Origin of the sequence: Rhizobium gallicum bv. gallicum R602sp (genome assembly GCF_000816845.1) — a bacterium.
Classification (GTDB): domain Bacteria; phylum Pseudomonadota; class Alphaproteobacteria; order Rhizobiales; family Rhizobiaceae; genus Rhizobium; species Rhizobium gallicum.
In genome coordinates this window covers 1,693,785-1,713,117 of record NZ_CP006877.1, presented here as the reverse complement: position 1 = coordinate 1,713,117, position 19,333 = coordinate 1,693,785, and the positions used below count along the sequence as shown (strand labels likewise).

At 59.1% G+C, this 19,333-nt stretch carries 16 protein-coding genes; 9 read left to right on the top strand and 7 right to left on the bottom strand.

The genetic code is table 11. The features are described 5' to 3' along the window. The first annotated feature begins 338 nt into the window (after positions 1-338). Positions 339-485 (top strand): DUF1127 domain-containing protein, encoded by a 147-nt coding sequence (locus tag RGR602_RS35430; protein ID WP_022715389.1) that lies wholly within the window; start codon positions 339-341, stop codon positions 483-485. A 299-nt stretch (positions 486-784) separates the two neighbouring features. Then, the gene (locus RGR602_RS35425; RefSeq protein ID WP_074061123.1) at positions 785-928 is read left to right on the top strand and encodes a DUF1127 domain-containing protein; all 144 of its coding nucleotides are present in this window, start codon (positions 785-787) and stop codon (positions 926-928) included. A gap of 156 nt (positions 929-1,084) precedes the next feature. Here the strand turns inward: RGR602_RS35425 and RGR602_RS08490 are convergent, their stop codons facing one another. The 6 genes from RGR602_RS08490 to RGR602_RS08465 form a co-directional block, all read right to left on the bottom strand. Beyond that, positions 1,085-2,050 carry a hypothetical protein gene (locus RGR602_RS08490; RefSeq protein WP_039846735.1) on the bottom strand — a complete coding sequence of 322 codons (966 nt, stop codon included), beginning with the start codon at positions 2,048-2,050 and terminating at the stop codon, positions 1,085-1,087. Between the two features lie 123 nt (positions 2,051-2,173). Next, positions 2,174-3,139 carry a glycoside hydrolase family 26 protein gene (locus RGR602_RS08485; RefSeq protein ID WP_039844734.1) on the bottom strand — a complete coding sequence of 322 codons (966 nt, stop codon included), beginning with the start codon at positions 3,137-3,139 and terminating at the stop codon, positions 2,174-2,176. 12 nt (positions 3,140-3,151) lie between these two features. After that, a complete protein-coding gene (locus RGR602_RS08480; protein WP_039846734.1) occupies positions 3,152-3,658 on the bottom strand; it encodes a DUF995 domain-containing protein in 507 nt (168 codons plus the stop codon). Between the two features lie 46 nt (positions 3,659-3,704). Further along, on the bottom strand, positions 3,705-5,594 hold the full coding sequence (locus tag RGR602_RS08475; RefSeq protein ID WP_039844733.1) for a glycosyltransferase family 2 protein: 1,890 nt from the start codon (positions 5,592-5,594) through the stop codon (positions 3,705-3,707). Further along, positions 5,591-6,574 (bottom strand): UDP-glucose 4-epimerase GalE, encoded by a 984-nt coding sequence (gene galE, locus RGR602_RS08470; RefSeq protein ID WP_039844732.1) that lies wholly within the window; start codon positions 6,572-6,574, stop codon positions 5,591-5,593. The genes RGR602_RS08475 and galE overlap by 4 nt, the downstream gene beginning before the upstream one ends. A 1-nt stretch (position 6,575) precedes the next feature. Next, on the bottom strand, positions 6,576-7,595 hold the full coding sequence (locus RGR602_RS08465; protein ID WP_039844731.1) for a UDP-glucuronic acid decarboxylase family protein: 1,020 nt from the start codon (positions 7,593-7,595) through the stop codon (positions 6,576-6,578). Between the two features lie 370 nt (positions 7,596-7,965). On the opposite strand from RGR602_RS08465, the gene RGR602_RS08460 reads away from it, so the two are divergent. After that, positions 7,966-8,295 carry a hypothetical protein gene (locus RGR602_RS08460; protein WP_052451512.1) on the top strand — a complete coding sequence of 110 codons (330 nt, stop codon included), beginning with the start codon at positions 7,966-7,968 and terminating at the stop codon, positions 8,293-8,295. A 13-nt stretch (positions 8,296-8,308) separates the two neighbouring features. Here the strand turns inward: RGR602_RS08460 and RGR602_RS08455 are convergent, their stop codons facing one another. Further along, the gene (locus RGR602_RS08455) at positions 8,309-9,076 is read right to left on the bottom strand and encodes a helix-turn-helix transcriptional regulator (RefSeq protein WP_039844730.1); all 768 of its coding nucleotides are present in this window, start codon (positions 9,074-9,076) and stop codon (positions 8,309-8,311) included. 868 nt (positions 9,077-9,944) lie between these two features. On the opposite strand from RGR602_RS08455, the gene RGR602_RS08450 reads away from it, so the two are divergent. The 6 genes from RGR602_RS08450 to RGR602_RS08425 all read left to right on the top strand — a co-directional run bounded on the left by RGR602_RS08450 (position 9,945) and on the right by RGR602_RS08425 (position 19,111). Continuing rightward, positions 9,945-10,934: a hypothetical protein gene (locus RGR602_RS08450; RefSeq protein ID WP_039844729.1), complete on the top strand. Its 990-nt coding sequence runs from the start codon at positions 9,945-9,947 to the stop codon at positions 10,932-10,934. A gap of 147 nt (positions 10,935-11,081) precedes the next feature. Further along, positions 11,082-13,106 carry a hypothetical protein gene (locus RGR602_RS08445; protein ID WP_039844728.1) on the top strand — a complete coding sequence of 675 codons (2,025 nt, stop codon included), beginning with the start codon at positions 11,082-11,084 and terminating at the stop codon, positions 13,104-13,106. A 23-nt stretch (positions 13,107-13,129) separates the two neighbouring features. After that, positions 13,130-15,394, top strand: coding sequence for a type I secretion system permease/ATPase (locus RGR602_RS08440; protein ID WP_039844727.1), 2,265 nt, complete (start codon positions 13,130-13,132; stop codon positions 15,392-15,394). Further along, the gene (locus RGR602_RS08435) at positions 15,384-16,730 is read left to right on the top strand and encodes an HlyD family type I secretion periplasmic adaptor subunit (protein WP_052451511.1); all 1,347 of its coding nucleotides are present in this window, start codon (positions 15,384-15,386) and stop codon (positions 16,728-16,730) included. The genes RGR602_RS08440 and RGR602_RS08435 overlap by 11 nt, the downstream gene beginning before the upstream one ends. An 85-nt stretch (positions 16,731-16,815) precedes the next feature. After that, complete coding sequence (locus RGR602_RS08430; protein WP_039844726.1) at positions 16,816-17,307, top strand: hypothetical protein; 492 nt, start codon at positions 16,816-16,818, stop codon at positions 17,305-17,307. Between the two features lie 130 nt (positions 17,308-17,437). Then, positions 17,438-19,111: a GNAT family N-acetyltransferase gene (locus tag RGR602_RS08425; RefSeq protein ID WP_039844725.1), complete on the top strand. Its 1,674-nt coding sequence runs from the start codon at positions 17,438-17,440 to the stop codon at positions 19,109-19,111. Positions 19,112-19,333 lie beyond the last annotated feature (222 nt).

The following is a 19,333-nucleotide window of genomic DNA, read 5'->3' as shown; positions in this document are numbered from 1 at the left end:
ACGCGCCGGTCTCTTGCCAATACCAAAACTGTGGCGAAGGGCGAGAGGGTGCTGATTCGGATTTTGAGAGCGGCCATAGCGGCATCGATGCCGGCTGACGGCGATTTGAGCAATCGAAGAAAGCCATGCCCGCCGAAAATACATTCTGCCTATTCGTTGACCAGAAGGCGGCGGAATCACGTAATTTCCTGTCAGAGACTTGCGTCGAATGCATAGGTGGAATGAAATCTTGTCTCTGTTAGTTCTTCGCGGCGCAACATATATTCTGGTCATCAAACGCAAGCCAGCGCTGATGGGCAGCAGCTGGCAGATGGCAAGCCCTCGGAAAGGGGATTAAAATGAACTTCACACGCTCGTTCAACAACTGGCGCAAGTACCGTCAGACGGTTACCGAACTTGGCCGCATGACCAACCGCGAATTGCACGACCTCGGCATCGACCGTTCGGACATCCATCGCGTTGCTCGCGAGGCCTCTGGCCGCTAATTCAAGGCGATCAGCGTCCTCCCAAGCTGATCTCCTCCTTCAAAACGCCCGGTGCCTTCGGCAACGGGCGTTTTCGTTTGTTCAACTTGCACCTTCGCATTAGTTGCAGCGGAAAGCGCCTTTTTTCTTCTCCGCTCAAAAAATGGCTTCTGCGTATTTATCGTGCATCACATTGCACAAATGCATAGCAGATGCCTTTTCTTTGCACTGCACAATATGACCGGGAACCACTATATGAATGTCAACCGCAGAGACGGCGATGGCGCCGCCCGCGAGGCAACGTTCTAAGGAAGATGACGATGAACCCGATCCGCATTGCTAAGAGCTGGATTAGCTACCGCCGCACGCTCAATGAGCTGGGCAACCTTTCGAACCAGACGCTCTCCGACATCGGCATCAGCCGCTACGAGATCCGTAACATCGCATCCCGCTCGTTCCGCTAATCGCGGCAGGCGTGATACACCAAAAACGGCGCCGATTTGGCGCCGTTTTCGTTTTAAGGTTCTGTCGGCTCCAGGCGCAGTGTGCCAGCCAAACGAACAGCCTCGATTTCTTTCTTGGTGGAACGTTCGTGGGCCTGGTGGGAAATTCTAGATCGGCTAACTCTCCCACCACCTAAGTACCCGCATCGCCCGGAGGGTCACCCATCGCGAGGGCTCGCCCTGCCCGTCGTCGACCTCGAACCACACCCGCCCCGCCAGGCTCCAGTCGAGCGGCCAGGTGCCGTTCTCCAGGCGTCTGGAACGGACGTGGCCGATAGCCTCGCCAAGTCGCGGGTCGCGATCGCCGCCGGTCAACATCGCAGAGAAGCGGAAATAGTCGAGCGCACGCAAGACGTCGTAGCGCCAACGGTTCGGATGCAGGAAGCGCAGAAACCGCTCGTCTGCCGGCTCACCCGTGCCGAGACGGCGGAAGAGGTTGCGCTCCAGGAGATACTCCTCGCCAGACCTACGGGCCTCTTGAGATTGACGCGTACCCCCCGTGGCTCTCTCGTACTCCAGGAGCCCTTCCAGCACGTTGATCGTGCTGGCGAATGAGGAGCGGACCGAGCCGTTGAGCCTCTCACAGTTCCAGCCGCCGTCATCGAGACGCTCGCCTACCAGCCTGTCGACAATGGACGAGACGTCAACCCCAAAATAGGCACCATCGGCAACGGTCCGGCCGTTGATGCACTCCTCGACTTCGCCCTCCCAGTAGGGCTGGCCGCCCTCATCCCAACGTGCGTTAGCGCCGATCAGTTCGACAGTTCGTTTGGCCCGATCCGACGAGGGATTGAGACCAAACTCCCGCAGCTGCGACAACGAAAAGGTCGTGGCCGTCCACGGCTGACCGTGCTCCTTCCACTCGCGAGGATCAAAATCGGCTGGGACGAAGGAGCCGCCCGCCCATTGCCCGTCCTCGTCCTGGTAGGATAAAAGCCTGGCGCCCCAGCCCTCGCTCTCCACCTTCGTCCGCTCCGCCGCCCACTCCGGCTCCGGGACGTCAATCAGGTCGCGCATCACCTGCCATCGGATCGATGGGTCGGAGTGGAGAAGCCAGTCGATCACCGAGCCAGAGTGAATCATGTCGGGCGTGCCTATCAGCAGATCGAAGCCGATAGCTCGCTTATAATCCACTTCTGCTGGCCTGCGCCAGCCCGGTGCAGACACGAGAATCCGGGCTAGCCATCCACAGCTCTTGGTCGATGACTAGTTCGTCTCGTCGCCCTTGATGACCCTCCAGTTGGGACGGCCGAGATTGAAGGGCCAGGCATGGACGTCGCGGTCGTTGAAGTAGACGACTTCTTCCAGTTTCGGAAAATCGCTGTGCTTCAACGTCACGGTGTCGATCCACGGCCGCATGTAGGCGTCTCTTCCTTCATAGCCCAGCTCGGCTACCCAGATGGGCTTGCCGTATCCCGAGACTCGACGGTAGCCGTCAGTCAGCGCCTGGCGGAAGTCACGCGGACCGCCATAAGCCAGGGTGTCGTAGGGCTCCAGGCCGAAGACGGAGAGGCCAACGAGATCGACATAATCGTCACCCGGATAGTAGGCATCGAGTCCGTCCAGTCCCTTCGGCGACCACATCACTTCCACCCCAGGTGCCTCGGCACGCACGATATCCATCATCCGCCGGTATGCGGTGACGTAGTCGCGCGGGTTCCAGCCAGCCCAGGAGAACCGGCTGTTCTGATCTTCCATTTCCTGCCCCCAGCGGACGATGACCGGGCTCTTGAGCTTTGTGATCATCTGGGCGATCGCACGCATGTTGACATCGTAATCGCCGCGCAGGACCTTCTGGCGCAGCTCATCGGAGGTCAGCCGCCAGTCGACATCCCATGACCAGGGTTCGACGGAAATCAGCAGGTTGCGTCCCCTCGCCTGCGCATAGGCGTCTGCCGCCTTCAGCGTTTCGAGATCGACGTCTTCCCACGGCAGGAACAGGTGTTCGGTCGCGACACCTTGCTGCGACGTGAAATCGCCGTGCGGGTCATAGGCGCCGAACTTGATGCCGTCCGCATGTAGAACGGGGCGCTTGTCAACGATTGCCTGGCTCAAGGGTGCTGGAACTCCAGCTGCTTCCTGCGCCAGGCTCGGCGTTGCGGGATGAGTTGCGACCGACAGCAGCAGCGCGATTGCGGTGGCCGAGACTATTCTTTCCCTTAGCTTCTTCATGACGTTCTCCTCTTACCTCCGAGCCATCAGCTTCTGCCTGTAGGCATCCGCATTGGCGCTGACGGTGTCCGCCGGCACGAGCTTCAGATATTCATCGCCGGCGCGCGCTGAGGCGTGGCGGAAGATGTACCAGTTACCGTCGGGCTGGCGCTTCTGATAGATCACCCTGCCGATCTTGCGGTGACCGAAGCAGGTGCTGACGCGGGCCGGGCCCTCTTCGTTCGTCCAGGTGGCGCGCATGCACATCTGTCCGAGATCGTCGACGGCCCACCGGCCCTCGGCCACCCATTGCTTTCCGCCGTCGTTCGTCCAGGCGACGAAGCGGCGCCCTTCGTCCATGAAGCGGCCGCCGCCGGCGCCCCAGGTCCAGGTCTTGTCGCGATAGAGCTGGTAGAGTTCGTAGGCGCTGAGCGGCATCGGCGCTTTCTTCGCTTCGGCTCCCGCCGCCGCGCCCGGCAAGCAAAGTACCAGGCTAAGGACGGCAGCCGCCGCGCCATATGTTCTTGTTCCTATTTTCATTGCACCCTCCTTCAACCGAAGCGCACCCGCCGACATGGCTTTGACTCTACGCGCTCGGCTCCACTCTCGTTGATCCTGCGGCAGCCTGCTGCCGGAACCCATTCCACTTGAAGCGGAATTTGACGATCCGCGTCTTGCCGCCGCCGAGACCGGCGCCTGCGACTGCGAATTTTGCTTCCGTGAAACTGACGATGTCCTGGCCATGCGACAGCGCTTCGAGACTGCTCAGGCCGTGCAGGCGGATTTCGCCGCTGCCGGCGACAAGAAGCGTCAGCGCGCTGGCCGCCACGAGCCTTAGATCGCGTGAGCGGGGCATAAGCGGCAAGCCGTTCTCGCGTGCGTGATGCGCAACGATCAGCATGGTCAGCGCGGCATAGATCACGGCGTTGATGCCGGCGAAGATATAAAAGCCGCGGGCAGCGCCTTCGGCAGGTGCCAGCACCATCGCGGCAAGGGAAATACCCGCCAGCAGCACATAGGGAAGCAGAACGAGCGCCGGCAGCGTCCTCTGCGCTTGCGTGCCCTTCGGCGTGATGCGGAAATCGACGAAGGAGCCGGAGACGTGATCGCGCAGAGCAGCCAGGGTTCCGGCAAGCGACCACGGCCAGCGTAGGAGAACGAAGGCAATGCCTTCCCAGCCGAAAAGCTTGGCGTCATATGGCCGGAAAGTCGCACTGCGCCTCCAGAAGAGAGCAAGCGCAACCAGCACCAGAGACAGCGGCGAGAAATGCAGCAGGAAGTCCGGATAGGTGACGCCGACGAAGACGTGACCTGTCAGCAGGGCCAGGACCGGCAAGGCGAACATCAGCGCCATGAACGCCGAAAACAGCGGATACCAGACCTGCGAAAACAGGAACTGGAACTTCAGCTTCAGCGGCAGCTTCGGCACGTAAGTGCGCGAATATTGCAGCAGGATCGTCACCAGGCTCCGCGACCACTGGAATTCCTGGACGACGAGATCGGCAAACGTCGCCGGGCCGTCGCCATGGGCGATCGCATCGAGCGCATGCACGCCGCGCCATCCGCCGGCATTCATCATCAGCGTCGTCGAGTGATCTTCGGCAAGTTCCGGCCCGAGGCCGCCGATCTGACGCAACGCTGCGGTGCGCACGGCATAATGCGAGCCAATGCAGAGCGGGGCCCAGCCGTCATTGTAACCCGCCTGAAGCGAACCATGGAGGCTTGCCTCGGCGTAAAGCCTGCCTCTTGCGGCCCAACTGTCGGCGGCATTCGCATCGCAGATGCTGGGAGCCGAGACATAGCCGACGCGCGGATCGGCGAAGGGCTTCATGACTTCCTGCAGATAGGTCGGCTCCGGTACATGGTCGGCATCGAACTGCGCCACGAAATCATAGCGGTCATAACCGTAGCGATCATAAAAATAAGCGAGGTTGCCTTCCTTGCAGCGCGTCCGGCGCGGCCACTCAGTCCCGTGATAGGCGGCAACCCCCTTGCGCGTCGAAATGTAGATGCCATGCCGGGCGCACCAGCGCTTCGTCTCTTCCGCCGGATCCTCGTCGGCGAGCCAGATGTCGAACTCGACGCCTTTCTGATCCAGCATGGCGAGCAATGTCTTCCGCACTACCTCGAAGGGCTCGGACGGCACCTTGGTCACCACCATGGCGACGCGGCCCGTGGGGACGGCTGCCGAAGGCTTCATCCGCTTTGCATTGACGAAGATGAAAATGAAATAGGCCGGGATCAGCGTGACCCAGGCAACGGTCGCCGTCGTGATGATGAATGCTGGCGTCGAGATCACATGGGCGGGCTGCAGCCACCATGTCCAGAAATAGGCAAGCGCGGCGAGCCAGCAGGCGACGCCGAACCAGTAGGCGGCGCGGCTCCAGCCTGCAAAGATGGGTTCGAGCGCGTCCTGTCTGGCAGCACGAGGCGCCGTCGCCCTTCTCTGTCTGGTCACGAATGGCGCTACGTTCATGCGCGCACCTCCAGACCGAAGGTCGGGCTCGCCGTGCGGATGATCGTGTCGATGTCGGAGAACTGCGGCGTGAAGCCGAGAACCGCCCGCGCCCGTGCGGTATCGGCAAAAAGCACCGGCGGGTCGCCGGCACGGCGGATATCGTAGTGTACGGGAACCTCGTGTCCGGTGATGCGATGGATGGCGCTCAGTATCTCGCCGACGGAGGTGCCATGGCCGGAGCCGAGATTGACCCGCAGCGTTTCACCGCCGCTTGCAAGGTAGTCGACGGCGGCAAGGTGGGCCTGCGCGAGATCGCTGACATGGATGTAATCGCGAACACAGGTGCCATCCTCGGTCTCGTAGTCATTGCCGAAAACCTCCAGGCACGGCAGACGGTGTGCAGCCGCAAGCAACGCGCGCGGGATGAGATGCGTTTCAGGTTCATGACGCTCGGCAAGATCGCCCTGCGGATCGGCGCCGGCGGCATTGAAATAACGCAGCGACACGAAACGAAGGCCATAGGCGGCGGCATAATCCTCCAGCGCCATTTCGAAGATCAGTTTCGTGCGTCCGTATGGATTGACCGGCAGCTGAACCATCTCCTCGCGGATCGGCAATGCCGCCGGAATGCCATAGGTCGCGCAACTGCTCGAAAAGACGATGCGATCGACTTGCTGGTCCAGGCATGCTTCCAAAAGCGCAAGGCTGCCGGAAACATTGTTGCGATAATACTTGCGCGGATCTGCGACCGACTCGCCGACATAGGCATTCGCCGCGCAATGGATGACGCATACCGGCTCGAACCGGCCGAGCGCCTTTTTCAGGGAACCGACATCGGCGATGTCGGCATCGATCAACGGACCCCAGCGAACGGCATCCTGATGTCCGGTCGAGAGATTGTCATATGCGACCGGCGTGAACCCCGCGCCGGCCAGCGTCTTGCAGATGTGGCTGCCGATGAAGCCGGCACCACCCGTGACGATGATGTAGGGAGACATCTCATACGGCCTCCGCTACCTTTGCCGCGGAAAGACGTGCCTCGAAATATTCGATCGTCCTTCCAAGGCCGACTTCCAGCGCGACACGCGGCTGCCAGCCGAGTTTTGCCTGTGCCCGCGAGATATCCGGCCGCCGCTGTTTCGGGTCATCGGTCACCCGAGGCAGATGAACGATGCGCGAGCGCGAGTTCGTCATCTCGCGGATCACCTCGGCGAGCTGGCGCACCGGGATTTCGGCCGGATTGCCGAGATTGATCGGCCCGGTGCATTTCTTCCCGGCGTTCGAGAAACGAAGGAAGCCCTCGATCAGATCGTCGACATAGCAGAAGGAACGGGTCTGCGAGCCATCGCCGTAGATGGTAATGTTCTTGTTCTGCAGCGCCTGGACGATGAAATTCGAGACCACGCGGCCGTCATCCGGACGCATGCGCGGCCCGTAGGTGTTGAATATCCGCCCGACCCGGATATCGACGCCGTAGGTTCGATGGTAGTCGAAGAACAGCGTCTCGGCACTGCGCTTGCCCTCATCATAGCAGGCACGCGGACCGACCGGGTTGACGTTGCCGCAATAGCTCTCCCGCTGCGGGCTGTGCTCCGGATCGCCGTAGACCTCGGAGGTCGAGGACTGCACGATCGTCGCCCCGTTGCGCCGCGCGAGATCGAGCGCATTGACGGCGCCGAGCACATTGGTGAGCAAGGTTCCAACCGGATCGCGCTGATAATCGGGCGGAGATGCCGGAGACGCGAAGTTGAAAATCAGCGCCGCATCCACGTCAAACGGACTGCGAACATCGTGCTCGATGATCCGAAAACGTGAAAATGGCCGGAGATGGTGGACGTTGGATCGGCGGCCGGTCGAGAAATTATCCAGACAGATAACTTCGTGACCGCCCTTGAGAAGCCGCTCGCAAAGATGGGAGCCGAGGAATCCCGCGCCTCCGTTGACGAGCACTTTCTTCGGTGTCCGGCCCGATAGATTATCATAACCGGAACATATTTCGTTGGGAACGAAACTACGCATTACAAACCCCTTCCCAATAGGACCAAGAACACTGATCCTTATTTTTTAATAGATCTCCTTCAGTCTCCAGATTTACTCCGAAGCAAAATAGATAAATACTTGAGTTATCCGAGTAGATTTTGGCCTGACTCGCCAATTCAAGTCTATCTATGGTTGATGATATTAGGCTTTTATATTAGGTCAATACGAAAAGAGTGGGCTATGTCGAATTGATTACTCTTCTAATACAGTTGATATAGGCGTGTTTAATCCTGCTTAACCATGTTGGATTTGACTATAAAATCGACAATGCAAGCTTCGCTCAACCAATACGTTCTAGACATGGGAGCGGAAGGCAGGCAAAAGGCTGCCTTGTTGAGGGGAACGAGCGATGCGGAACTTCGATTTCACTGGAATGCGGACGTCGGATGCCGTCCGCAGGACTGCGCTAGCCTTTGGGCTGATGCTCATCGCTGCAGGACCGATTTCATGTGCGGCCGTCGATGACGACCTGCCACTTGCGTCCAATCCAAAGCCGGCAAAAACCGTGGTCACCAAAGTGCCGCGCAGCAGCAAGGTCTACAGCTATGCGGTGGCGAGCAACAAAACGGCAGCGCCAGTGAGCGCGGGGTCCAAGGTTTATTATGGGTCCGCGCCCTGGATCTGCACGCCGAGCGGGTTTGGCCAGAAGTCGCGCTGCTTCGCGCGACCGGCCACCTGACGACCCTGAGGATCTAGTTTCGCCACCTGCCCGATGCGTTGCCGGCTTCATTGTTGAAGAAGCGTGAAGCGGCTTCAGTGCGGTTGCGGACATTCATCTTCTTATAGATGTTGCGTACGTGAACCTTCACCGTGTTTTCGGAAAGGTGCAGCTCATCGGCGATGATCTTGTTCTGCGTACCCTTGCAGATCAGATCCAGGATCTGCACTTCGCGGGTGGTGAGCGCGGTGACATCGCCTTGGCGAAGCCTCAAAGTGCCGGCACCGGCTGCAGCAACCGACTTCGTCTCGTAAAGCGATTTCTCCGGCTGTGCGCCCGTGAGCCGGTTAAGCAGCGCCGATGGGAAATGCTCGCCGCCCTTCATCAGAAGGTCGACCGCCGCCATGAACACGTCGAGGCGGAGATTGAGCGGCAGCACGCCATCGATGACCCGCGCTTCGACCAGCCGGTTTATATAGGGCTCCAGCATGTCGATCGCCTCGACCACGAGACCGATCGACGTCGACGGGTGGTTTTCCCGCACGACCTGAAGCGCCTCGTTCAGTTCGGGGCTTGCTATATGATAGAAGAGTACGAGCTTGGCGTCATTCGCGTCGTTTTCCAGCATGGCTTTCGAGTAGCCCTTGCTGACCACTTCGCAGCCTGCGAATTTCTTCGCCAAAGCCTCTGCCAGGCATTCGGAGAATAAATCCGCATTTGCAATGACCAGTATTGTATCTCCGGCCGGGCCGAACTTTCGGCTTTGGTCGGCATCCCCCGTCTTCGACGCCGTCATGAACATTTACGCCTCCCCATAGCGTTACACGTTACAGATGCTTTGGGCGATACTGTGAAAACACCCAAAGAGGTGTGCCCTAAAAATTTCCGTCTTAGTTAGTTAGCCATTTCTTAATTATGGTAATATGAACAGATACGAAAATAAATGGCCCAAATGGGTTAGTTTTTGCAGATTTAAAGTGATATTTCCTATTGTTCTGGTTGTATCGGCGTAAGTACAGCTAACTTGTGGGCTATATGTTCCAATATTTTTGCCTCGAAATGGTATTTGTGTGTCATTATAGACGACAGACTATTTTTGGTATTTTACCTTCTTGGCAGCGAACTAAGAAGTTACTTATAAAAACGTTCTGGCCGCAAAACCAGCAAACTGAACCTTCGGAACGCCAGGCCAGCGGCCTCTGCGGAATCAGTATGCGCGGGCGCCACTGGATGCCCGAATGCTTCGCTGATCTATTTTCCATGATTACTTCCGGCTGCTTCCAGTAATTTCTGATTCGCTAGCCCGAATTGGTATCTATCAACTAAATATTTTCTCGGCCACAGTCGCATCGTTGCCAAATGGCGACATGGGAGGCGTCGAATACCACCTAGTGTCTGCGGTATCGCGGCGCCTTAGCTGGGGTAACTCAAAGAAATACGTGCATCAAGTCTGCAATCTTACAATTGCGGATCAGGATACCTGCGCATTTGTACTTAGTAACGCGCAGTTCAACGAGGGTTTGATCTACAAACCGGAACATCAAACGCAGGTGACAAGGTAGTGCTTACATCTGCCGATCTGTAACAGTATCGGAGCAAGCGCGAGCAAAATCCCGTTGAGATGAAAGGGATTTCGAAAGCTGCTCCGAATTTTTTTGGAGAAATGCGAAATGAGCTACAATTATCCGAATGGTGGCGACGAGATCGAAACGAATGTCGGCGCACTTGCCGACGGCTTCGCCAATACTGCCATCAATGATACTGACGTAGATGACGGCTCCACGGGCTATGTCGGCGGTGTGGCAAACGGCGACAACCGCAACAACAGCGACAGCAGCGTCGATGTAGACGTGGACTCCAAGATCGATGTCGATGCCAACAACGGCGACAACCGCGACAACTCATACGACTGGAGCTACGACAGCAAGTCGTACAGCGACAACGACAACATCACCAACACCAAGACGACCACGATCACTGATACGGACGTCAAGACCGATTACGACTGGAGCTACGACAGCAAGTCTTACAGCGACAACGACACGTTTACCAGCACCAAGACGGACACCGACATCAAGACCATTACCGATACCGATATCAAGACGATCACCGATACTGACACCGATATCAAGACGATCACCGATACCAACAGCCACAATACGACGACGACCGACAGCTTCAACAAGACGGACACGGACTTCGCCGTTCTTGAAGACGTCAAGGATTTCGACAACCTCGGGATCGCCGGCGGCAACCTCAACATCGGTGACAACTTCTCGTTCACGCTTGATGTCGACAACATCCTCAACGGCTCGCTCGGTGCTGGCGGCAACGGCTTCAGCGCTGTCCAGGCCAATCATCTAGCCGACCAGGACAGTGCCTGGAACATCAAGATGGACAACGAAGGAGCCCGCAACCATCTCGAAGCGGATGGCGGCAAGGCCTTCGGCTCGGAAGGCATCGACATCGACGGTGCCGGCTGGGCAGGCGGTGCAGGCGACGACATCACCGGCACGAGCACGGCAGACGCTTCGGCGATCATTGCCAATTCCGGCTTCCATCTGGAAGTCGTTCAGGGCGCCAATCTGCTCTCCAACACCTTCGACAGCAGCGTCGTAGGCGGCAACCTGGCGGGAGACGACGCCGACTCTGGAGCCTGACCTCCGACCAGTGCGGAAACAAACAAACTGCACCGGCATTCCGCCGGTGCAGTTTGGTGGCTTGAGAAGCGGCTGAGATGAATAGCTCGTCATCGATGAGTTTGCTGCCTTTCGGGCCAGACACCGTGTTGAACGGGAGGGGCCGTCATGCATGCAGAGAAGATTTCGGAAATCGTTGCCCATTTCATCGGCTTATTCGGCGCTGCAACCGACGAAGCGCGGATGCGAAGCAATTACCTGGACGGCGCCCGTCCGCGCGAAGCAGATCCTTCGCTGTCCGAGGACGAAGCTTTCAGCCCGGCCTTTATTTCGAACCTTGAGCTGAAAGATTACGATCCAGGCGTCGATTACCGATCCGTCAGCTACGATATTAACTACGCAGAACCGCGCCACTTCGGCGGCGTGTTCGAAGAGACCCTGAAGAAGCTGGCCGAGATTGCATCGCGCGATCTCAGCGCTCCACACTTCGGGGCCAATATCTACCTTCCCGGCGAGGAGGAGGAAGAAGAACTCGAAGTCTTCCAGGGACCAGGCTCGGTCATCAGCCATGTCGCCCAGGCGAATATGCTGATCGACGACGACCACCTGAATATGACCGGCGATCAGCCGCAGCTGCGCGACACGAGCTTCGTCACACACCGCCTCATGGAATTCAGCGAGAAGGCGGACGCCTTTACGCCCTTCTCTTCCTATGACCGCGTCGATACGCAGGAGGGCCTGCGGGCGATTGCCGACGATATCCACGAGTACATCCAGGCGGCGCGCGAGAGCAGCGCCACGACGACGGAAAGCGGCGAACCGCAGATCATCGTACTCCCAGACAACCATATCGACGGCATTAGTACTTATAGTTATGTAAATGGTCAGCTCGTCGAAGAAGCGCCTTCGATCGACGACTTCATGCCCGACCGCGGCATCGCAACGCCGCCCACGGAGCCTGAGAAAAGCGACGTACCCGTGGAACAGGACGGCGGCAGCGAAAACAGCCTCGATGTGGCCGCAGGCGCGAATGTGCTTGCAAACGTGGTGGAGATCACCGAGACGGCAATCATATCGCCCCTTACCGCCGTGATGGGCAACTACCATCAGATCGATGCGATCTCGCAGTTTTACGTCTACAGCGATCGCGACGAGATCGCTTCCGTCTTCAATCGTGACGATAGCGCGACGACCGTTGCAAACAACATCGCGATTTTCGAGCGCAGCACTTACGACGACGGAAAACCGGACACAGCAGAACCGGCGGCTGAGACGATCTTTCCGACCGCATGGCGTGTCAGCGTGATCGAAGGCGATGTTTCCTTCGTGAACTGGATCGAGCAGTATCACTTCATCAGCGACAACGACACGATGACCGTAACGACGACCGGTTCGGAGGCAACCGTGCTGACAGGTGGCAATGCCGCCGTCAACCTTGCCTCCTTCCTCGGCATCGGCATGCAGTACGACCTGATCATCGTCGGCGGCGACATTCTCGACATGAATGTCATTTCGCAGATCGCCCTTCTCTACGACAACGACTGGGTGCGCGCCGAGGACGGGGCTCCAGGAGCCACCGTGCAATCCGGCAACAATCTGATCTGGAACCTCGCATCCATCCATAACGTCGGCGCAAACGACCGTTTCGAAGCGATGCCCGACTATGTGGTGCAGACGCAAAAGGCAATCGAGGACCGCGATGCGGCGATGCCGTCGGGGCTATCGCATGACGGCAATTTCGAAGGCTATATCGGCCTCAACGTCCTCTACATCACCGGCAATCTCTACGATGTGAACATCATCAAGCAGGTGAGCATCCTTGGCGATTCCGACGACGTGACACAGGCCGTATCGAACATTCTCGAGCACAACCAGGACGCCGATATAAAGATCGATACGGGCAGCAATGCGGTCGTCAACATCGCGCAGATTACCGATTATGACAGCTTCGGCCAGACGACCTACCTTGCCGGCCAGCTCTATTCGGATGCCATCCTGATCCAGGGGGGCCTCGTGGAGCACGACACATCGCAGTCACAGCCGAACAGCGATCATCTCGCCAATGAAGTTATCGCATTCCTCGGGGAGGACGAGCCGCTTGGTGGATCCGAGGACGCGGTCATCAACGCAGGTCATGACCTTTCATGGACGCTGGCTCAACCGGCCGATGTAATGCAAACCGTCGTCGCCTAACCGGAGCCAGAGGGAGACGTTACGTGAATCATATTTCAAAACATACGCTTTCCGCCGACCGCTCGCTCAGGTTTGGCAGTACCGGCCGCGTCGACGAAACGCTGACGGGTGCCTGCATGTCGGCGATCGACGAAGCCGTTGCGAGCCTGCGGAAGCTCACGGAGAACCGCACGGCGCCGGCGCAGTCCGTTTCGCCCGCCGAGCCGAAGGCCGAAAAAGCCCCCGAGCCGATCGAAAATCCAGCCGAGGAGACGGTCCCGCTGATCCCGCTAGGCTCGCGCGCCATCCCGGGTCCCGAGCGGTCGACGGAACAGGCGAAGGCCGGGCAAACCGTTGCCAAGACAACGCCTGACACGCCCGTCGTACCGCTCAAGACGCCGGGTGATCAGAGCGAGGCAAAGGCCAATCCCGCTATTCCCTTCGGCAAGACGATCGACGGCAATCGCGGGCCAATCAGGGAGAACGAGCGCCGCCAGCGCAACGACGGCGGCAACAACGGCAAGACCCCCGATTTTGGCGGTGGCGGCGGTGGTGGCGGTGGCGGCGCCAGCTTCCACAAGCGTAGCGAACCGGTGAACTTTGCCGTTAGCCTCGCAAGGGGTATTGCAGCTGTCCGGCGCAACATGGTCATCGTCATGGCCTTCACGATCGCCATCAACGTATTGCTGCTTGCGATCCCTCTCTATCTCTTCCAGATTTCCGACCGCGTGCTGACGAGCCGTTCGATCGACACGCTGGTCATGCTCACGGTTGCCGTTCTGGGCGCCGTCATCCTGCAGGCCTTCATGGATTCGATCCGGCGCTTCATCCTGATGCGCACGGCGGTCGAGCTCGAAGTGCAACTCGGGGCGCCGATCCTGAGTGCCGCCGCTCGCGCATCGCTGCACAGCAACGGCAGGGACTACCAGACGCTGCAGGATCTGCAGCAGTTGCGGTCCTTCCTGACCTCGGGCACGCTCATCGCCTTTCTCGATGCACCGCTGATGCCGCTCTTCGTCGTCGTGGTCTATCTGGTGCATCCACATCTCGGTCTCATCATTATGACCTGCTGCGCAGTGCTCTTCGTCATCGCCTATTTGAACCAGAAGTTCACGGCGCGGCAGTTCGCAGAGGCGAACGGTTATCTCAGCCGCGCGAACTTCCACCTCGATTCCATGTCGCGCAACTCGCAGATCATCAATGCGCTCGCCATGATCCCCGAGGCGGTGAAGATGTGGGGCCGAGAGACGGCCGGCTCGCTGAAATCGCATGTCTCGGCGCAGGATCGGAACATCGTCTTTTCCGGCGTCTCGAAGGCCTGCCGCATGATCACGCAGGTCGCGCTGCTCGGCTGGGGCGCGCATCTGTCGCTTTCGGGCGAGATGACGGGCGGCATGGTGATTGCAGCCTCGATCGTTTCGGGCCGCGCGCTGGCGCCGATCGAAGGTGCAATCGAAGGCTGGCAGCAGTTCAACAAGTCGGCGTCTGCCTTCGGCAGAATCAAGCAGCTGCTGATCACCTCGCCGCTGAACTTTCCGCGGCTGCGGCTGCCCAATCCGGAAGGCCGGCTGGATGTCGAGCGTATTCTCTTCGTACCGCCGCCGCAGAAGAAGGTGATCCTGAACGGCATCTCCTTCTCGCTGAAGAAGGGCGAATCGCTGGCGATCATCGGCAATTCCGGCTCCGGCAAGACGACGCTCGGCAAGATGCTCGTCGGCTCGATTCTGCCGACTTCCGGCAACGTGCGCCTGGACCTCATGGACCTGCGCAACTGGGACCAACGGCAGTTCGGCGAAAGCATCGGCTATCTGCCGCAGGACGTTCAGCTCTTTCCCGGTACGATCAAGGCCAACATATCGCGCATGCGCGACGACGTCGAAGACCAGCAGATCTTCGAGGCGGCCGTGCTTGCCGACGTGCACGAGCTGATCGCGAGCTTCCCACAGGGCTACGAGACGATCGTTGCCGCCGATGGTTCTCCGCTTTCCGGCGGCCAGAAACAGCGTATCGCGCTTGCCCGTGCGTTCTTCGGCGATCCGAGGTTCGTCGTTCTCGACGAGCCGAACTCCAACCTCGATTCGCAGGGCGAGGCAGCGCTTGCACGTGCCCTTATCCATGCGAAGAAAAAGGGAATCACGACGGTAACGATCACGCAGCGCCCCGCCCTGCTTCAGTGCGTCGACAAGATCCTGCTTCTGAAGGAGGGCTCCGTCGCCATGTTCGGCGAGCGTACCGAGGTCATGGAAGCGCTTTCCAAGAATAACGGCCGGCAGCCGCCGCGTATCGAAGGTAACGACAATGGTGAGTAGAAAACCGCAACCGGCCGGCAACCCGATCGAATGGTACAGCGAAGTGCCGCGCTCCATCCGCTATCACAGCATCATCGGGCTCGGCGTCCTTTTTGCCTCCTTCGGCGGCTTCGGCTTCTGGGCGGCAACCGCACCGCTTGCCTCCGCAATCATCGCGCAGGGCAGCTTCGTCGCAACCGGCAACAACAAGATCGTGCAGCATCTCGAAGGCGGTATCATCAAGGAAATGAGCGTCAGCGAAGGCGATGTCGTCAAGGAGGGCGATGTTCTGGTGACACTCGACCCGACGGCCGCGCTCTCCAACGAGCGGATGCTGAAGCTGCGGCGCCTGCGCCTTGAAGCGGTCGTGGCTCGGCTGCGCGCCGAGGCCCAGGGCGCCCGCCACTTCAAGATACCCGACATCGTCATGGCCGAGGCGAGCGACCCAGACGTCAACGCGATCATCCAGAGCCAGAACGTTGTTTTCCACAGCAAGCAGATCAAGCTGGAAGAACAGCTCAACCTCATCGAGAAGAACATCAAATCGCTGGAGTACCGCTTCAAGGGATATGACGGCCAGAGGCAGGCCTTCGAGCGCCAGCTGTCTCTTCTGACCGAAGAGCGCGATTCCAAGGCGCGTCTCGTCAAGGTCGGCTATATGCGCAGGACCGACCTTCTGGCGATCGAACGCGCCATGGCCGATGCATTGGGCGATATATCGCGGCTGACGGGCGAGCTCAATGAAAGCGAGGCGGAAGTCGCCAAGTTCCGTCAGGAAGCGGTCATCGCCGTCAACTCCAATAAGCAGGCCGCACTCGACGCGCTGGAAACCGCCGAATCCGAGCTCGACAGCGTGCGCGAGCAGGTTCGCGAAGCAGCAGGCGTCCTCGAGCGCACGGTCATCCGCTCGCCGGTCAGCGGCACCGTCGTGCGCAGCTATTATCACACCGCAGGCGGCGTCATCACCACCGGCAAGCCGATCATGGAAATCCTGCCCGCGCATGTGCCGCTCATCATCGAAGCGCAGGTACTGCGCACGTCGATCGACCAGTTACATGAGGGCCAGACGGCGGCCATACGCCTTTCCGCGCTCAACCGGCGCACGACACCGGTGCTCAACGGCAACGTCTTCTACGTTTCCGCCGACTCGATCGAGGAGAATGCCGGCCAGCAGGTGAAGGATGTCTATATCGTGCGTGTCCAAATATCCGACGACGAGATCAGCCGGGTTCACGGCTTTCATCCGGTGCCTGGCATGCCGGCCGACGTGCTGATCCAGACATCCGAACGCACTTTCTTCGAGTATCTGACGAAACCGATCACCGACAGCATGTCGCGTGCATTCAAGGAACGCTGATGGCAGCAGTCAGCAAAAGAAATCAAAAGCCTCTCACGGCGATCTGAAGTATCGTTTCACTAGAGGATCACGGAGGGAGGCTTTCATGGCGGCTATGTCTGACGTGCTGCTGCGGGTCGGCCGCCTGAACTATGTCTGGACCAATACGGAAAGCCTGCTGATCTACATCATTGCCCACCTTCTCAAAATCCAGAAGGACGCGGCGATCGTCGTGTTCCTGACGCTCAACACGACACGGGCGAGGATCGACCTGGTCGAGCGCCTCGCTAAGCTGCATTCCACGCCAGCAGCAGACCGCAAGGCCGTCCTTCACGCCATGTCGCGCATGAAGAAGGAATCCAAGATGCGCAACAAGTATAACCACTGCATCTATTCCTTCGACGACAAGGGCCAGATCTCCGGCACGCAACTGATGCGCTTCGTCGAGGACGACAAGGAAATCAGCTACGGCAAGGTCGAGCAGCTCGACGAAAAGGAGATTGCGGCGCTGGAGAAATCGATCGCCGAGATCGTCTCGATCAGCCAATCGCTTTGGAGCTTCATCAACGCAAGCTCGCATGTATCCGGCGAGCTTTAGCCCCTGCTCCTAACCCTCGGCGACTAATCATATTTAATACAAACCTTTCATCCGAACGGCATATTTGAAGCCCTGCATTTGCCCTTAGAATGAAGCCTCCCGAATGTGTTATGGGTATTGGGAGGGGACCATGCGCATTGACGTGATCGACACCGAGGCCGGCTTCGAGGCTGTCCGCGATGATTGGGATCGGGTCTATATGGACGATCCTCATGCGCAGCACTTCCTGTCCTGGATATGGCTCAAGTCCTATCTTTTTCATCGCAAACGCTGGTTCATTCTAGCGCTGCGCGAACGCGAGGATCGCTCTCCCTACGTCGCCTTCTTTCCTCTGCGTGTCACCACCCAGCATGACAAGAAGACAGGCGCCTTTTTCGACGAAATCATCATGGCCGGCAATTTTTCGGCCGACTATACTGGCTTCATCGCGCAGCCGGACTATGAGCAGCACGCGATCGCCGGATTTGCCGCCTATCTGAAACGGCAGAACTGGACGCATCTGAAGCTGGAATATTTCAGCGGCCCTCCGCAGCGGCGCGAAGCACTGGTTGGCGCGCTGCAGGGGCCGGAGGTGATGTTCCGCGACAGCTCCCCGCAAAATCCCGAGAACATAGACAACTGCATCTGCCCGGTCGTCACGCTGCCACCGAGCTTTGACGACTATCTGGAACAGAAGATGAGCAGCCAGACGCGACAGAAACTGCGGCGCTTCCTGCGCAAGGTCGAGAGCGACGACGACTATCGCATCACGATGGCGACGCCGGAAACCATTGACCGCGACCTCGATATTCTCTTCGAGCTGTGGCGCACGAAGTGGATCGGGCGGAAGGGCAAGGAACGCACCGAACGGCTGATCGGCGCGACGCGCCAATTGCTGATGGACAGCTTCAAGGACGGCAATCTCGATGTGCCGGTGATGTGGTACGGTGACCGGCCGCTCGGCGCACTTGCCAACATCGTCGACCGGCAGAAGAAGTCGATCCTCTTTTACATCACCGGCCGCGACGAGACCTGGAAGACGCCCTCGCCTGGCCTCATCCTGCATGGCTACTGCATTCGCAGGGCGATCGCGGACGGATTCAAGACATACGACTTCCTGCGCGGCAACGAGCCCTATAAATACATGTTCGGCCCCGACGAGCGCCGGATCAGCTGTACATTGTTCCGCACGCGCAGCGGTCGCAATCTCGGTGACGTGATCCATCCCCGCAGCATCCCCTTCGTCTACGACCAGGCGCTGCAGATGTACCGCGACGGCGCCAAAGCTTTTGCCGAAGCGGCGTTCCGGCAGCTTCTCGAGACCGTCCCCAGCCATATGGGTGCGCAGTTCGGGCTGGCGAGCCTGATGTTCGAGAAGGGCAAGCTGCACGAAGCCGAGGCCGGCTTCACGGCGCTTGTCGGCCGCATCGACGACCCGGTTCCGGTCTATCTGCGTCTTGGAGACACGCAACTCGCGCTCGGCAGTTACGAGGAGGCTGCGAGGACTTTCGGCCGCATCGTCGAACGCTCGCCCTACGACGCGCAGGCGCACTACAAGCAAGGCGTGGCACTGGCGGCGGCAGGCCGCCAGCCGGAGGCTGCACGGGTCTTCGCCATGGTCGAGCAATATAGCTACGACAATCCAGTGCAGCGGAAATTCGCTGAAAAGTCGCGCGAGGCTCTGCGGCGGATCGTCAGCGAAACCGAACAAGCCGCAGCGGCGCTGGTTGCTGCAAGCAAACCGCAGAAGACGTCGCGACGGAACCAGACCGGCAGGGTTTCGGCAAAATTCGAGTGCGGAGCGACGGAACTGGTGCCGGCATGAGGCCATGCTTTTTCACAGAGACTGCCGCACCGATATAGACTGGCACGAGCGTCACGAGATCCGCGTGGCGCTCTCCTTCAGAGCCTATGGATTCGACGGAATTGACGCCAAGGAGTAAGTGCTGGGCAATTCCTCGACGACTGCGACATGCGATACCCTGGTGCAATCGCCAGCCACAATTTTGGGATCGGAGTCTTGTGGCATTTGCGGCCTGGTTCCGCT